General features: G+C 72.2%; 10 protein-coding genes. 7 read left to right on the top strand and 3 right to left on the bottom strand.

Annotated elements, in window-relative coordinates; translation table 11 throughout:
• Window positions 1–10 precede the first annotated feature (10 nt).
• Window positions 11–1,180, top strand: coding sequence for a xylose isomerase (xylA, locus tag BS75_RS25605; RefSeq protein ID WP_034089931.1), 1,170 nt, complete (start codon window positions 11–13; stop codon window positions 1,178–1,180).
• 16 nt (window positions 1,181–1,196) lie between these two features.
• Here the strand turns inward: xylA and BS75_RS25600 are convergent, their stop codons facing one another.
• Entirely contained in the window at window positions 1,197–1,961 is a 765-nt protein-coding gene (locus BS75_RS25600; RefSeq protein WP_231608174.1) for an enoyl-CoA hydratase/isomerase family protein, read from the bottom strand.
• A gap of 182 nt (window positions 1,962–2,143) precedes the next feature.
• Between BS75_RS25600 and BS75_RS25595 the strand changes: the two genes are divergently transcribed.
• Together BS75_RS25595 and BS75_RS25590 are read left to right on the top strand one after the other, a co-directional pair.
• Entirely contained in the window at window positions 2,144–2,941 is a 798-nt protein-coding gene (locus BS75_RS25595; protein WP_034089930.1) for a polysaccharide deacetylase family protein, read from the top strand.
• A complete protein-coding gene (locus BS75_RS25590) occupies window positions 2,941–4,236 on the top strand; it encodes a YncE family protein (RefSeq protein ID WP_081982575.1) in 1,296 nt (431 codons plus the stop codon). Before BS75_RS25595 ends, BS75_RS25590 begins: the two co-directional genes overlap by 1 nt.
• Before the next feature lie 29 nt (window positions 4,237–4,265).
• Here the strand turns inward: BS75_RS25590 and BS75_RS25585 are convergent, their stop codons facing one another.
• The gene (locus tag BS75_RS25585; RefSeq protein WP_231607893.1) at window positions 4,266–5,651 is read right to left on the bottom strand and encodes an FtsW/RodA/SpoVE family cell cycle protein; all 1,386 of its coding nucleotides are present in this window, start codon (window positions 5,649–5,651) and stop codon (window positions 4,266–4,268) included.
• Window positions 5,652–5,847: 196 nt separating this feature from the next.
• On the bottom strand, window positions 5,848–8,472 hold the full coding sequence (locus BS75_RS46935; protein WP_034089929.1) for an endopeptidase La: 2,625 nt from the start codon (window positions 8,470–8,472) through the stop codon (window positions 5,848–5,850).
• A 254-nt stretch (window positions 8,473–8,726) separates the two neighbouring features.
• Between BS75_RS46935 and BS75_RS25575 the strand changes: the two genes are divergently transcribed.
• The 4 genes from BS75_RS25575 to BS75_RS25560 all read left to right on the top strand — a co-directional run bounded on the left by BS75_RS25575 (window position 8,727) and on the right by BS75_RS25560 (window position 15,699).
• Window positions 8,727–9,422 (top strand): spermidine synthase family protein, encoded by a 696-nt coding sequence (locus BS75_RS25575; RefSeq protein ID WP_034089928.1) that lies wholly within the window; start codon window positions 8,727–8,729, stop codon window positions 9,420–9,422.
• 220 nt (window positions 9,423–9,642) lie between these two features.
• Window positions 9,643–10,377 carry a response regulator transcription factor gene (locus BS75_RS25570; RefSeq protein ID WP_034089927.1) on the top strand — a complete coding sequence of 245 codons (735 nt, stop codon included), beginning with the start codon at window positions 9,643–9,645 and terminating at the stop codon, window positions 10,375–10,377.
• Entirely contained in the window at window positions 10,374–11,570 is a 1,197-nt protein-coding gene (locus tag BS75_RS25565) for a sensor histidine kinase (RefSeq protein WP_174515037.1), read from the top strand. The genes BS75_RS25570 and BS75_RS25565 overlap by 4 nt, the downstream gene beginning before the upstream one ends.
• A 271-nt stretch (window positions 11,571–11,841) precedes the next feature.
• A complete protein-coding gene (locus BS75_RS25560; protein WP_034089926.1) occupies window positions 11,842–15,699 on the top strand; it encodes a multifunctional oxoglutarate decarboxylase/oxoglutarate dehydrogenase thiamine pyrophosphate-binding subunit/dihydrolipoyllysine-residue succinyltransferase subunit in 3,858 nt (1,285 codons plus the stop codon).
• Window positions 15,700–15,770: the final 71 nt, after the last annotated feature.

Below are 15,770 nucleotides of genomic sequence, written 5' to 3'. Positions count from 1 at the left end.
GAGCCGCTCGATGACCACCCTTGCCCCCACCCCCGACGACAAGTTCACCTTCGGCCTCTGGACCGTGGGCTGGCAGGGCCGCGACCCCTTCGGCGACGCCACCCGCCCCGCCCTCGACCCGGTCGAGTCGGTCACCCGGCTGGCCGAGCTCGGCGCCTACGGCGTGACCTTCCACGACGACGACCTGATCCCCTTCGGCAGCGACGACAGCGCCCGCGAGGGCCATCTCAAGCGCTTCCGCCAGGCTCTGGACACCACCGGGCTGAAGGTCCCGATGGCGACCACCAACCTGTTCACCCACCCGGTGTTCAAGGACGGCGCGTTCACCGCCAACGACCGCGACGTCCGCCGCTTCGCGCTGCGCAAGACCATCCGCAACATCGACCTGGCGGCCGAGCTCGGCGCGACCACCTACGTCGCCTGGGGCGGCCGCGAGGGCTCCGAGTCGGGCGCCGCCAAGGACGTCCGGGTCGCCCTGGACCGGCTGAAGGAGGCCTTCGACCTGCTCGGCGACTACGTCCAGGAACAGGGCTACGACCTGCGCTTCGCGATCGAGCCCAAGCCCAACGAGCCGCGCGGCGACATCCTGCTGCCGACCGTCGGCCACGCCCTGGCGTTCATCAACTCGCTGGAGCACGCCGACCGGGTCGGCCTCAACCCCGAGGTCGGCCACGAGCAGATGGCCGGGCTGAACTTCCCGCACGGCATCGCCCAGGCGCTGTGGCACGGCAAGCTCTTCCACATCGACCTGAACGGCCAGTCCGGGATCAAGTTCGACCAGGACCTGCGCTTCGGCGCCGGCGACCTGCGCCAGGCGTTCTGGCTGGTCGACCTGCTGGAGTCGGCCGGCTACCAGGGCCCGCGCCACTTCGACTTCAAGCCCCCGCGAACCGAGGACATCGACGGCGTCTGGGCCTCGGCCGCCGGCAACATGCGCAACTACCTGGCGCTGAAGCAGAAGGCCGCCGCCTTCCGGGCCGACCCAGCCGTCCAGGCCGCGCTGCGCGCCTCCCGGCTGGACGAGCTGGCCCGGCCCACCCTCGCCCCCGCCGAGACCCTCGCCGACCTGCTCGCCGACCGCTCGGCCTACGAGGACTTCGACGCCGACGCGGTGGCCGGGCGCGGCATGGCCTTCGAGCAGCTGGACCAGCTCGCCCTGGACCACCTGCTCGGCATCTGACCGGCCCCGGGCCCCGTCAGAAGCGCGGCGCCCGGCGCTCCAGGAAGGCGGCCAGCCCCTCCACCACGTCCGCGCCCCCGGCGCGGGAGGCCTGCTCCCAGGCGGCGACCGCCGCCTGGGGGTCGCCGCCCTCGCCGACGGCGGCGACCACCGCCTTCACCGCCCCCTGGGTCTGCGCGGAGCGGGCCGCGAGGGTCCGGGCGAAGGCCAGGGCGCGGGACTCCACCTCCGGGTCCACCTCCTCCACCAGGCCGAAGGCCAGCGCCCGGTCGGCGGGCAGCAGCTCGCCGGAGAACAGCAGGTACTTGGCCCGGGCCGGGCCCAGCAGCCGGGTCAGCCGGGCGGTGGGCACCGCCGGGTAGACGATGCCCAGCTTCGCCGGGGTGATCCCGAGCCGGGCGTCCGGCGCCGCGAAGCGCAGGTCGCAGGCGACCGCGAGCTGGCAGCCGCCGCCCACGCAGGCGCCCCGGAGCACCGCCAGGGTCGGGTGCGGGAAGGCCGCCAGCGCCTCCTCCGCCGCCACGTTGACCGTGTGGAAGGCGTCGGCGGCGGCCGGGGCGGCGTAGAGGTCCGCCAGCTCGCCGATGTCCGCGCCCGCGCTGAACGTCCCGGCCGCGCCGGTCACCAGCAGCACCCGCAGCCCCGGCTCCTCGGCCAGCCGTCCCAGCAGGGCGGGCAGCGCCCCCCACATGGCGGAGGTCAGGGCGTTGCGCTTGGCCGGCCGGTCCAGGGTCAGCACCGCGATCCCGTCCTCGCCCAGGGCGACCCGCAGCCCGGGCACCCCGTACGACAGCTCCTTGCGCCCCTGGTCCAGCCGTCGCTCGTCCACCGCTGCCCCGCTCCCTCCGGCTCACCCGTACGCCGACCCCGTCGCGTCCGCGACCGCCGACCGTCGGCCACTGTACGGGCACCACCGGAGCGCTCACCGCGCGTGTTCCTGCGATCACCATAAGAATCGGGGCAATGAGCCCCTTCGATCGTCGCGACGTCCTGCGACTGGCCGCACTCGGTGCCGCCGGATCGCTCACCGCGGGCTGCGCGGGCGGTGCCGCGCCCACCGCCTCGGTCCGCGCCACCGCCGCCGGCAGCGGCCGCGCCGCCTCCCCCTCGGCCACCGCCGCCGCCGGGGACGCCGCCGCGCTCCCCCCGCTGGCGCCGGGGCTCCCGTTCGAGATCGGCAGCGGGCCCCGGACCCGGCCGGCGGTCGCGCTCACCTTCCACGGCCAGGGCGACCCGGCGATCGCCGGCCAACTGCTCGCCGAGGCCGCCCGCGCGGACGCGCGGATCACCGTGATGGCCGTCGGCAGCTGGCTGGACGAGCAACCCGCGATGGCCCGGCGGATCCTCGACGGCGGCCATGAGCTGGGCAACCACACCGAGCACCACCTGGCCATCTCCACCATGGGCGCCGAGCAGGCGTACCAGGAGATCGCCCGCTGCGCCCAGCGGCTCAAGCAGCTCACCGGCAGCCAGGGACGCTGGTTCCGTCCGTCCCAGGCCCAGGACTGCACCGACACCGTCGCCGCCCAGGCCCGCCGCGCGGGCTACGCGCACTGCCTGAGCTACGACCTGGACTCGCTCGACTACACCGACCCCGGAGCGGAAGCCGTGACCCGGACCGTGCTGGACGCGGTCCGTCCGGGGTCGGTGGTCAGCCTGCACTTCGGGCACACCGGCACCGTCGCCGCGCTGCCCGCCATCCTCGACGGCCTGCACCAGCGCGGTCTCCGCGCGGTCACAACCTCGGAGCTGCTCAGCTGATGCCCGCGACCACGCCTTCGCCCCAGCGCCCCTCCGCCCACCGCGGCACCGCAGCGAGCCGCCAGACCCGGCGGCCCGGCCCGCTGTCCCGCCGCCGGCTGCTGCCGCTCAGCGCCTGCGCCGCGCTGGCCGGCGGCGGGCTGCTGCTCACCTCGGCCTGCGGCAGCCCCGCCCGGCAGCAGGTCTGGCAGACGATGACCACCCGCACCGGCGCCGACGGGGCCGCCGCCTCGTCCCCGGCGGCCGTGCCGGTCAGCGTCGACAACCGGCTGCCCGGGATGCCGCCGCTGCTCTCGCCGGACGACGTGTACGCGGCCGACCGGCCGAACGCGCTGTCGCCGGTGGTCCGCAACGACCCGCCCCGGGTCTACGTCCCGAACACCCTCTCCGACACCGTCACCGTGATCGACCCGGCGACCTACAAGGTGATCGACACCATCCAGGTCGGCCACGAGCCGCAGCACGTCGTGCCCTCCTGGGACCTGAAGACCCTCTGGGTCAACAACGACCTCGGCAACAGCCTCACCCCGATCGACCCGGCCACCGGCAGGGTCGGCGCCCCGGTCGACGTCCACGACCCCTACAACCTGTACTTCACCCCGGACGGCAAGTACGCGGTGGTGATGGCCTCCAACGACCACGCCCTGGTCTTCCGCGACGCCCACACCATGAAGGTGGTGAAGTCCGTCCCCTCGGAGTGCGCCGGCGTCAACCACGCCGACTTCTCCCCGGACGGCCGCTACTTCATCGTCTCCTGCGAGTTCTCCGGCGACCTGCTGAAGGTCGACACGGCCAAGATGGAGATCGTCGCCAAGCAGAAGATCCCGCTCGACGGCTCGATGCCGCAGGACGTGAAGATCTCCCCGAACGGCAAGGTCTGGTACGTCGCCGACATGATGGCCAACGGGGTCTGGGAGCTGGACGGCGACAGCTTCTCGGTGCCGACCCTGCTGAAGACCGGCGCCGGGGCGCACGGCCTCTACGTCAGCCGGGACTCCAAGGACCTCTACATCTCCAACCGGGGGGAGGGGTCGATCTCGGTGCTGGACTTCGCCACCGGGCAGCTGGTGCACAAGTGGCAGATCCCCGGCGGCGGCAGCCCGGACATGGGCGGCGTCTCGGCCGACGGCAAGGTGCTGTGGCTCTCCGGCCGCTACAACTCCGAGGTCTACGCCATGTCCACGACCGACGGCCGACTGCTGGCCCGGATCCCGGTCGGCGACGGCCCGCACGGGCTCTGCGTCTACCCGCAGCCGGGCCGCTACTCGCTCGGCCACACCGGCATCTTCCGCTGACCCCGACTGCGGCGCCGGCGGCCTCCGCGCTACCCCTGCTGCTCCATCTCGGCCCGGGCCTGGGCGATCTCCTCGGCCGAGATGGTGAGCGTCGCCGCCGGGTCGGGAAGGGGCTCCATCTCGGTGCGCCCGGCCGCGTCGCTGAGCTTTATCATCAGCGCGACCATGATCCAGTTGGCGACCATGGACGATCCGCCCTGGGCCAGGAAGGGCAGCGCCTTGCCGGTCTCCGGGATCAGCCCGATGACACCGCCGACGACCACGAAGACCTGCAGGATCAGCGCCGCCGCCAGGCCGCCCGCCATCAGCTTGCCGAAGGGGTCGGTGAGCCGGATCGAGGCCCGGAAGCTGCGCTCGGCCAACAGCACGTAGAGCATGACGATGATCATCACTCCGGCCGTGCCCAGCTCCTCGCCGAAGGAGGCGAGGATCCAGTCGCTGCGGTCGGCGAAGCCGATCAGCCAGGGCTGTCCCTGGCCCAGGCCGGTGCCGAGGAACCCGCCGTGGGCGAGCGCGAACAGCGCCTGGGCCGGCTGCTCGGAGGCCACCCCCGGCGGACGCTGGGCCTTCGGCAGGTAGATCGCCAGCGGGTGCAGCCAGGCCGCGACCCGGCCGCCGACATTGGACGAGAGCGAGCCGACCACGAAGGCGCCGGCGGCCGCCATCAGCGTTCCGAGCACCACCCATCCGGTCCGCTCGGTCGCCAGGTACAGCATGATGATGAAGATCCCGAAGACGATCAGCGAGGTGCCGAGGTCGACCTCGAAGATCAGCACCAGCAGACTGACCACCCAGATGGCGATGATCGGTCCCAGGTTGCGGCCCCGGGGGAAACTGATCCCCCAGACCTTCCGGCCGACCAGGGCGAGGGCGTCGCGGTTGGCCATCAGATAGCTGGCGAAGAAGATCACCAGTGAGATCTTGGTGAACTCGTCCGGCTCGATGGTCTGGCTGCCGATGTAGATCCAGCGCTTGGCGCCGTTCTGGGCCGGGAAGAAGGCCGGTGCCAGCAGCATCACCAGCGACCCGGCCATCAGTACGTAGGTGTAGGCCTGGAGCATCCGGTGGTGCTTGAGCACGATCACGATGGCGGCGAAGATCACCACCCCGATCACCAGCCACTCGATCTGGCCCTGGATGAGCGGGTACTTCTGGTAGTCGCTGGAGACCTTCTCGTGGGAGAGGTCCAGCCGGTGCACCATCATCAGCCCGAGCCCGGTCAGCAGCACCGTGATCGGCAGGATCAGCGGATCCGCATAGGCCGCCCAGCGGCGCACGATCAGATGCGTGACCAGGGCCAGCACGGTGAGACCGCCGACCTGGAGGGCGAATCCGGACGGCATCTTGCCGGTCAGCGCCAGTACCGCGTCCGCGTCGCCGAAAGCGGGGATCGCTATGGCGAACAGGATGAGCACCAGTTCCAGGTTGCGTTTGCGCCCGCTTCCCGGTCCCGGGCCTCGTGTCGATGCCCCTCGCGCACCCATCGTCCGCACCCACCCACCCACAACTCGCCGTCAGAACCGTCGCATTCTCGCAGGTCTCGTCCAGTGGATGGACGGCCCCCTGAATGCGACGGTTCCGCGACCGGCTGTCGGCAGGGTCACACCCCCGCTACGCGGCGGCGACCTGCTGTCCGCCGAGCCGGCCGGAGGCGTCGGTCAGCGTGCCGGCCGGCTCCAGCGCCAGCTCCAGCACCTGGCGGACGTCGGAGACCGGGTGGACGGTCAGCCGGGCCAGCACCTCGGCCGGGACGTCGTCCAGGTCGGCGGCGTTGCGGGCGGGGATCAGCACGGTGTCGATCCCGGCCCGGTCGGCGGCCAGCAGCTTCTGCTTGACCCCGCCGATCGGCAGCACCCGGCCGGTCAGCGAGACCTCGCCGGTCATCGCCAGGTTGGTCCGGACCTTGCGGCCGGAGAGCAGCGAGGCCAGGGCCGTGGTCATGGTCACCCCGGCGCTGGGGCCGTCCTTGGGCACCGCCCCGGCGGGGACGTGCAGGTGGACGCCCCGGTCCCGGAGCGAGGTGACCGGCAGCTCCAGCTCCGCGCCGTGCGAGCGCAGGAAGGAGAGCGCGATCTGCGCGGACTCCTTCATCACGTCGCCCAGCTGGCCGGTGAGCGCCAGGCCGGTGGAGCCGGTCTCCGGGTCGGCCAGCGAGGCCTCGACGAAGAGGACGTCGCCGCCGGCCCCGGTGACCGCCAGGCCGGTCGCCACGCCGGGCACCGAGGTCCGGCGCTCCTCCGGCTGCTGCGCCGCCTCCGGGGTGTGCCGGGGGCGGCCGATCAGCCCGCGCAGGTCGTCGGCGCCGACGGTGCGGGGCAGCGCCTGCAGGCCGAGCTCATGCTCCGCGGCGACCTTGCGCAGGATCCGGGCGACGGCCCGCTCCAGGCTGCGGACGCCGGCCTCGCGGGTGTACTCGCCCGCCAGGCTGCGCAGCGCGGACTCGTCCACCAGCACCTCGTCCGCGCCGAGTCCGGCCCGGTCCAGCTGCCGGGGCAGCAGGTGGTCGCGGGCGATGACGACCTTCTCGTCCTCGGTGTAGCCGTCGAGCCGGACCAGCTCCATCCGGTCCAGCAGCGCTTCCGGGATGGACTCCAGCACATTGGCGGTGGCCAGGAAGACCACGTCCGAGAGGTCGAGCTCGACCTCCAGGTAGTGGTCGCGGAAGGTGTGGTTCTGGGCCGGGTCGAGGACCTCCAGCAGCGCGGCGGCCGGGTCGCCCCGGTAGTCCGAGCCGACCTTGTCGATCTCGTCCAGCAGCACGACCGGGTTCATCGAGCCGGCCTCCTTGATGGCGCGGACGATCCGGCCGGGCAGGGCGCCGACGTAGGTGCGGCGGTGGCCCCGGATCTCCGCCTCGTCCCGGACGCCGCCGAGGGCGACCCGGACGAAGGAGCGGCCCATGGCGCGGGCGACGGACTCGCCGAGCGAGGTCTTGCCGACCCCGGGCGGACCGACCAGCGCCAGCACCGCGCCGCCCGCCCGTCGCCCACCACCACCCTTGTTCGTGGTGCTTCGCACCGCACCGCCCGCCCGTCGCCCACCACCACCCTTGTTCGTGGTGCTTCGCACCGCACCGCCCGCCCGTCGCCCACCACCACCCTTGTTCGTGGTGCTTCGCACCGCCGCACCATCCGTCTGGCCGCCGACCAGGCCGAGGCCCCGGTCCGCGCGGCGCTTGCGGACGGCCAGGTACTCGACGATCCGGTCCTTGACGTCGTCCAGGCCGAAGTGGTCGGCGTCGAGCACGGCCCGCGCGCCGGCGATGTCGTAGGCGTCCTCGCTGCGCTCGTTCCAGGGCAGTTCCAGCACGGTGTCCAGCCAGGTGCGGATCCAGCTGCCCTCGGGTGAGGCGTCCGAGGAGCGCTCCAGCTTGTCGACCTCCTTGAGGGCAGCCTCACGGACCTTCTCGGGCAGGTCGGCGGACTCGACCCGGGCCCGGTAGTCCTCCTCCTCGGAGGCGGAGTCGCCCTCCAGGTCGGCCAGCTCCTTCTTGACCGCGTCGAGCTGGCGGCGCAGCAGGAACTCCTTCTGCTGCTTCTCCATGCCCTCCTGGACGTCCTTGCGGATGGTCTCGGCGACGTCCTCCTCGGCCAGGTGGTCGCGCAGCAGCTGGAAGGACTGCTTCAGCCGGGCGACCGGGTCGGTCTCCTCCAGCACGGCGACCTTCTCCGCGCCGCTGAGGAAGGGCGCGTAGCCGATGTTGTCGGCGAGGTCCGAGACGTCCTCGATCTGCGCGACCCGGTCGACGATCTGCCAGGCCCCGCGCTTCTGGAGCCAGCTGGTGGTCAGCGCCTTGTAGTCGCGGACCAGCTCGGCGACGGCGCCGGGCAGCGGTTCGGGGACGGCGGGCGACTCGACCGGGGCGGCCTCCACCCAGAGCGCGGCGCCGGGGCCGGTGGTACCGGCGCCGATCCGCACCCGGCGGACCCCGCGGACCAGCGCGGCGGCCTCGCCGTCGGCCAGCCGGCCGACCTGCTCGATGGTGGCGAGGGTGCCGATCGCGCCGTAGTTGCCGTCGATCCTGGGCACCAGCAGCAGCCGGGCCTTGCGGGCGCTCGCCACGGTGCGGATGCCGGGCGTGCGCGCCCCGCTGTCCCGGACCGCCGCCTGCGCTGCCTCGACGGCGGCGCGGACCTCCGGATCGGAGAGGTCGAGCGGAACGACCATGCCGGGCAGGACCGCGTCGTCGTCGAGCGGCAGCACCGGCAGTGTCAGTGAGGTGGACGTCGAAGCCATGATCTCTCCCGAGTCACAGAAGTTGAGTTACCTGGACTAAAGGAGATTGACCCCCATGTTGTTCCCCGGCCCTGTTCGCTGTCAGCGATCGGCCGCCGGCCACCGAGCACACCCGGGCCCGCGGCGCAACCCGTTCGCACGTCGCGGGCTCGGCCGAGGACAATGGCTGCGCGAAAAAACCGACCCGCGCACCCTGCTCCGTCCGGGGTCCGACCCCGGGCCCCGTGCGCACCAACACCACGGAGGCCGCATCCATGCCTTTCCCGTACGACCCCGCCGCCCAGCCGGAGCTCCTCGACCGCCGTGAGGGGCCCTACGGCGAGGTGGCCCTGCGCCGCCGGGGCGAGCGGTACGAGATCATCGCCAACGGCTGCTTCCTGATGGACACCTCCGACGGCCGCTCCGAGCGGCTGCTGGTCAGCGCCGCGCTGGACGCGCTGCCCGCAGGCACCGCCGGCCACCTGCTGATCGGCGGCCTGGGCGTCGGCTTCTCGCTGGCCGAGGCCGCCGCCGACCCGCGCCCGGCCCGGATCACGGTGCTGGAGCGCGAGCAGGCGGTGATCGACTGGCACACCGTCGCCCCGGCCCCGCTCGCCCCCTTCGCCGGCGCCGGCCACGCCGACCCCCGGGTCCGGCTGGTCCAGGACGACCTGCTGCACCACCTGCGCACCACCTGCGAGCGCTACCACGCGCTCTGCCTGGACATCGACAACGGACCGGACTGGACCGTCACCGACGCCAACGGCGGCCTCTACGGCTTCGCCGGGCTCACCGTGCTGGAGCGGGTGCTCGCGCCGGGCGGCGTGCTGGCGGTCTGGAGCGCCTCCGCCGCACCGGTTTTCGAGGAGCGTCTCCGAGCACGATTCCCGCAGGTGACACGCCTGGATGTGGCGGTGGAAACGGAACGCGGGGAGCCGGATGTGGTGTACCTCGCCTCCCGGGAGGCGTGAGCTCCCGGTAAAGTCCGTGCGCGGTACCCCCCGAAGGGCCGGTTTATCGACGACTGGCCCCCCGTGCCCGGCTCCAGTACGTACGCTGCGACTGGACGGTCCGACCGGGGGCGACGGGCACGACAGGGCAGCAGCGCGGCAGGGCACAGCGATACAGCGGCACAACGGAACGGGCCGGCACCGAGTCGGCCCGGTCCAGCGAACTCAGGGGGGCGGTGGCATGACCGTGACAGAGCTGCAGCAGCAGGAGACCGGCGGACCCGGGGGCCAGCGACGGGTCCTGGTCGTCGAGGACGAACCGACGATTGCCGAATCCATCGCCGCCCGGCTGGGCGCCGAGGGCTTCCGGGTCGCCATCGCCCACGACGGGCCGACCGCCGTCGACTGCTTCCAGACCTGGCAGCCCGACCTGGTGATACTCGACGTGATGCTGCCCGGCTTCGACGGCCTGGAGGTCTGCCGCCGGATCCAGGCCCACCGACCGGTGCCGGTGCTGATGCTGACGGCCCGGGACGACGAGACCGACATGCTGGTCGGCCTCGGCGTCGGCGCGGACGACTACATGACCAAGCCCTTCTCCATGCGCGAGCTGGCGGCCCGGGTGAACGTGCTGCTGCGCCGGGTCGAGCGGGCCGCGCTGGCCGCCCGCACCCCGGTCGGCGGCACGCTGCGCCTCGGCGAGCTGGAGATCGACCACGTCCAGCGCCGGGTCCGGGTGGCCGGCGGCGACGTCCACCTCACCCCCACCGAGTTCGACCTGCTGGCCTGCCTGGCGCAGCAGCCGCGCGCGGTGCTGACCCGGGAGCAGCTGCTGGCCGAGGTCTGGGACTGGACCGACGCCTCCGGCACCCGGACCGTGGACAGCCATGTGAAGGCGCTGCGCCGCAAGATCGGGGCGAACTGGATCCGCACCGTCCACGGCGTCGGCTACGCCCTGGAGTCCCCGACGCCGTGACCTCCACCGAGCGGTTGGTGCGGCGCGGGACCGCCGCGGAGCGCGCCCCGGGCCCGTTCTCCCGGCTGGCCGACCGGGTCTGGGCGGACCTGCGTCCGCTGGACCCGCTGCGCTCGATCAAGGCCAAGCTGGCGGTCCTGGTGATCAGCTCGGTCTGCATCTCCACGCTGATGGTGGTGCTGGCGCTGAACTCGGACACCCAGATCCGGATCGTCATGATCTTCTCGGTGGTCGCCTCGATGCTGATCACCCAGCTGCTGGCGCACGGCATGACCGCCCCGCTGCGGGAGATGACCGCGGCCGCCCGGGCGATGGCGGCCGGGGACTACAGCCGCCAGGTCCGGGCCACCTCCCGGGACGAGGTCGGCGAGCTGGCCACCGCCTTCAACACCATGGCCGCCGACCTGGAGGCCGCCGACCGGCAGCGCCGGGAGCTGGTCGCCAACGTCTCGCACGAGCTGCGCACCCCGATCGCCGCGCTGCGGGCGGTGCTGGAGAACGTGGTGGACGGCGTGGTCAGGCCGGAACCGGCGACCATGGCCGCCGCCCTGGAGCAGACCGAGCGGCTGGGCCGGCTGGTCGCCCACCTGCTGGACCTGTCCAAGATCGCGGACGGGGTGGCCTCGCTCGATCCGCGCCCGTTCGAGGTCGAGCCGTTCCTGGCCGGGGTGCTGCGCGGGCTGACCGTGGACGGCTCCACCTCCGGCGGCGCCAGCCGGCGCCGCCGCGACGTCTCGCTGGAGCTGGACGTCGCCCCCGGCCTGACCGCGGAGGCCGACGCCGAGCGGCTGCACCAGGTGGTCGCCAACCTGGTCGACAACTCCTGCCGGCACAGCCCGGTGAACGGCACGGTGACGGTCCGCGCCCGCGCCCTGGCGGCGGGCCCGGGGACGCCCGGCGGGGCCTCCGGCGGCCTGCTGCTGGAGGTGGCGGACCAGGGCCCGGGAATCCGGCCGGAGGACCGGCACCGGGTGTTCGAGCGCTTCAGCCGGGGCAGCGGCCCGACCTCCCAGGGCCCTGGCAGCGACGGCGGCACCGGTCTCGGCCTGGCCATCGCCCGCTGGGCGGTCGACCTGCACGGCGGCACCATCGCCGTGGCCGACGCGGACCAGGGCTGCCTGATCCGGATCACCCTCCCCGGTGCCGGTGGCTCCGATCCGGACGACGGTCAGGGACGTTCCAGGCCACTCTGAGACAGATTTGCGACAATCCCGCGCCGGTCGGCGGCCGGGCGGCAGAAACTGGGGCCATTGCCCACATATGCCGGATATTCTTGGGCGAACAGCCACTCGTTATCCCCCTTCACGACCGACTCCTAACGTCGCTTTCACGCCAATCTCGACGCCCGGACTGTGATCTGGGCGACTGCCGGGGGGCGGGACCTGCGCAGACAGGCATCGGGGGCGTAGCCTTGGCTTCCGCTGTCCACCATTCATAAGGAAGCGGAAGAGGGCGGTTGCCGCCGTGTCGCCACAGTCCCCCCATACCTCGACCAGCTCGACTGCCACAGGCTCCGGCCCCGGCGCCGACCCGACTGCCGGGTTCGGCGCCAACGAGTGGCTCGTCGACGAGATCTACCAGCAGTACCTCCAGGACCCGCAGTCCGTCGACCGGTCCTGGTGGGACTTCTTCGCCGACTACCAAGCGGGTGCCGCTGCCGGAGCCGAGGTGACGGCAGCCCCCGGGGCCCCTGCGGCCCCCTCGGCGCCGGCAGCGGCCCCCGCCGCAGCCCTCCGGGCGCCGGTAGCGCCGCAGGCGCCCTCGGCGCCGGCCGCAGTCCCGGCCCCGGCCGCACCGGTCGCGCCGCCCCACGAGACCGTCCCCGCGTCCCCGGTCGCACCGGTGCCCGCGAAGCCCTCGGCTCCGCCCGCACCCGTCCGCCGCTCGCCCTCCACCCCGGCCGAGCAGGCCGATGCCCTTAAGGACAGCAAGAACGTGACGTCCCCTGCCGCCCCGTCCGGTCCCGAGCTGGTCGCCCTCAAGGGCGTCTCCGCCAAGATCGTGGCGAACATGGACGCCTCGCTCACCATGCCGACCGCGACCAGCGTGCGCGCCCTCCCGGCGAAGCTGCTGATCGACAACCGCATCGTGATCAACAACCACCTGAAGCGCGCCCGTGGTGGCAAGGTCTCCTTCACCCACATCATCGGCTACGCGATGGTGCAGGCGATCAAGGCGATGCCGACCATGAACCACAGCTACCAGGAGCAGGACGGCAAGCACTTCCTGGTCAAGCCCGAGCACATCAACCTCGGCCTGGCGATCGACACCACCAACGCCAAGGGCGAGCGCACCCTGGTCGTCGCCGCCATCAAGAAGGCCGAGACCCTCGACTTCTTCGGCTTCTGGCAGGCCTACGAGGACATCGTCCGCCGGTCCCGCCAGGGCAAGCTGACGATGGACGACTACACCGGCGTCACCTGCTCGCTGACCAACCCGGGCGGCATCGGCACCGTCCACTCCGTGCCCCGGCTGATGAACGGTCAGGGCACCATCCTCGGTGTCGGCTCGATGGAGTACCCGGCCGAGTTCCAGGGCTCCTCCCAGGAGACCCTGTCCCGCCTGGGCGTGTCCAAGGTCATGACGCTGACCTCGACCTACGACCACCGGGTGATCCAGGGCGCGCAGTCCGGCGAGTTCCTCCGGACCATGCACCAGCTGCTGCTGGGCCAGGGCGACTTCTACGACCAGATCTTCGAGTCGCTGCGCATCCCCTACGAGCCCGTCCGCTGGGCCACGGATGTCGACAACAGCCACGACAACGAGGTCAACAAGACCGCCCGGGTCATGGAGCTGATCCACTCCTACCGGGTGCGCGGCCACCTCATGGCCGACACCGACCCGCTGGAGTACAAGCAGCGCAAGCACCCGGACCTCGACGTCCAGGCGCACGACCTGACGCTGTGGGACCTGGAGCGCGAGTTCGCGGTCGGCGGCTTCGCCGGCAAGGCGATGATGAAGCTCCGCGACATCCTCGGCGTGCTGCGCGACTCCTACTGCCGCACCATCGGCATCGAGTACATGCACATCCAGGACCCGAAGCAGCGCCGCTGGATCCAGGCCCGGGTCGAGCGCGGCAACGACAAGCCCGAGCGCGAGGAGCAGCTGCGCATCCTGCGCCGCCTCAACGCCGCCGAGGCGTTCGAGACGTTCCTGCAGACCAAGTACGTCGGCCAGAAGCGCTTCTCGCTGGAGGGCGGCGAGTCCGTCATCCCGCTGCTGGACGCGGTGCTGGACTCGGCGGCCGAGGCCCGGCTGGACGAGTCCGTGATCGGCATGGCCCACCGCGGCCGGCTGAACGTGCTGGCGAACATCGTCGGCAAGTCCTACGCGCAGATCTTCCGTGAGTTCCAGGGCAACCTGGACCCGAAGTCCATGCACGGCTCCGGCGACGTCAAGTACCACCTGGGCTCCGAGGGCACCTTCACCGGGCTGAACGGCCGGACCATCAAGGTCTCGCTGGCCGCCAACCCCTCGCACCTGGAGGCCGTGGACCCGGTCGTCGAGGGCATCGTCCGCGCCAAGCAGGACATCATCGACAAGGCCGGCGAGGCCTTCGACGTGCTCGCGGTCCAGATCCACGGTGACGCGGCCTTCGCCGGCCAGGGCGTCGTCGCGGAGACCCTGAACATGTCGCAGCTGCGCGGCTACCGCACCGGCGGCACCGTGCACCTGGTGATCAACAACCAGGTCGGCTTCACCGCCGCCCCGGCCGCCTCCCGCTCGTCCACCTACTGCACCGACGTGGCGCGGATGATCGAGGCCCCGATCTTCCACGTGAACGGCGACGACCCGGAGGCCGTGGTCCGCGTCGGCCGGCTGGCCTTCGAGTTCCGCCAGGCGTTCAACAAGGACGTCGTGATCGACCTCATCTGCTACCGCCGCCGCGGTCACAACGAGGCCGACAACCCCTCGTTCACCCAGCCGCTGATGTACGACCTGATCGACAAGAAGCGCTCGGTGCGCAAGCTCTACACCGAGGGCCTGATCGGTCGCGGCGACATCACCCTGGAAGAGGCCGAGCAGGCGCTCAAGGACTACCAGGACCAGCTGGAGAAGGTCTTCGCGGAGGTCCGCGAGGCCGACACCAGCCCGGCCCCGGCCACCAGCGAGCGTCCGCAGGCCGAGTTCCCGGTCGCGCTGAGCACCGCGATCTCGCAGGAGGTCGTCAAGCGGATCGCCGAGTCCCAGGTCGCGCTGCCCGACTGGTTCACCGTCCACCCGCGGCTGCTGCCGCAGCTCCAGCGCCGCGCGGCGATGGTCGAGGACGGCACCATCGACTGGGCCATGGGCGAGACCCTGGCCATCGGCTCGCTGCTGATGGAGGGCCACCCGGTCCGGCTGGCCGGCCAGGACAGCCGCCGCGGCACCTTCGGCACCCGGCACGCGGTGCTGGTCGACCGGGAGACCGGCGAGGACTACACCCCGCTGCTCTACCTGACCGAGGACCAGGCCCGCTACACCGTCTACGACTCGCTGCTCAGCGAGTACGCGGCGATGGGCTTCGAGTACGGCTACTCGCTGGCCCGCCCGAACGCCCTGGTGGCGTGGGAGGCCCAGTTCGGTGACTTCACCAACGGCGCCTCCACCATCGTGGACGAGTTCATCACCTCGGCCGAGATGAAGTGGGGCCAGACGTCCGGCGTCACCCTGCTGCTGCCGCACGGCTACGAGGGCCAGGGACCGGACCACTCGTCCGCCCGCATCGAGCGCTACCTGCAGATGTGCGCGGACAAGAACATGACCGTGGCCATGCCGACCCTGCCGTCGAACTACTTCCACCTGCTGCGGTGGCAGGTCCACAACCCGCACCACAAGCCGCTGATCGTCTTCACCCCGAAGTCGATGCTGCGGCTGAAGGCCAACGCGTCCAAGGTCGAGGAGTTCACCACCGGCGGCTTCCGCCCGGTGATCGGCGACACCACGGTCGACCCGGCCGCCGTCCGCAAGGTCGTCATCACCTCCGGCAAGTTCTACTACGACCTGGAGGCGGCCCGGACCGAGCGCGGCATCACCGACACCGCGATCGTCCGCGTCGAGCGGCTGTACCCGCTGCCGATCGCCGAGCTCCAGGAGGAGCTGCAGCGCTACGGCAACGACGTCCAGTACGTCTGGGCCCAGGAGGAGCCCGCCAACCAGGGCGCCTGGCCGTTCATCGCCCTGAACCTGGTGGACCACCTGGACGTGGTCGTCGGCCGCAACGCCAACGGCTCCCGGCTCCGCCGGGTCGCCCGCCCCTCCTCCTCCGCCCCGGCGGTCGGCTCGGCCAAGCGCCACGCCGTGGAGCAGGCCCAGCTGGTCGAGGACGTCTTCTCGATCTGACGCCTCCTCAGCGAGCAGTCCGACAGGCCCGGCCCCGCCTCCGCCAGGAGGGGGCCGGGCCTGTCGGCTTG

This window comes from Streptacidiphilus albus JL83 (genome assembly GCF_000744705.1).
GTDB classification, from domain to species: Bacteria; Actinomycetota; Actinomycetes; order Streptomycetales; family Streptomycetaceae; genus Streptacidiphilus; species Streptacidiphilus albus.
The sequence above is the reverse complement of the archived record's forward strand: the minus strand, read 5'-3'. Positions and strand labels throughout refer to the sequence as shown.

Excerpts from the sequence above, each read along its gene's own strand:
- BS75_RS25570 (WP_034089927.1), top strand. The coding sequence starts at position 9,643 with ATGACCGTGACAGAGCTGCAGCAGCAGGAGACCGGCGGACCCGGGGGC.
- BS75_RS46935 (WP_034089929.1), bottom strand. The coding sequence starts at position 8,472 with ATGGCTTCGACGTCCACCTCACTGACACTGCCGGTGCTGCCGCTCGAC.
- xylA (WP_034089931.1), top strand. The coding sequence starts at position 11 with ATGACCACCCTTGCCCCCACCCCCGACGACAAGTTCACCTTCGGCCTC.
- BS75_RS25575 (WP_034089928.1), top strand. The coding sequence starts at position 8,727 with ATGCCTTTCCCGTACGACCCCGCCGCCCAGCCGGAGCTCCTCGACCGC.
- BS75_RS25595 (WP_034089930.1), top strand. The coding sequence starts at position 2,144 with ATGAGCCCCTTCGATCGTCGCGACGTCCTGCGACTGGCCGCACTCGGT.
- BS75_RS25590 (WP_081982575.1), top strand. The coding sequence starts at position 2,941 with ATGCCCGCGACCACGCCTTCGCCCCAGCGCCCCTCCGCCCACCGCGGC.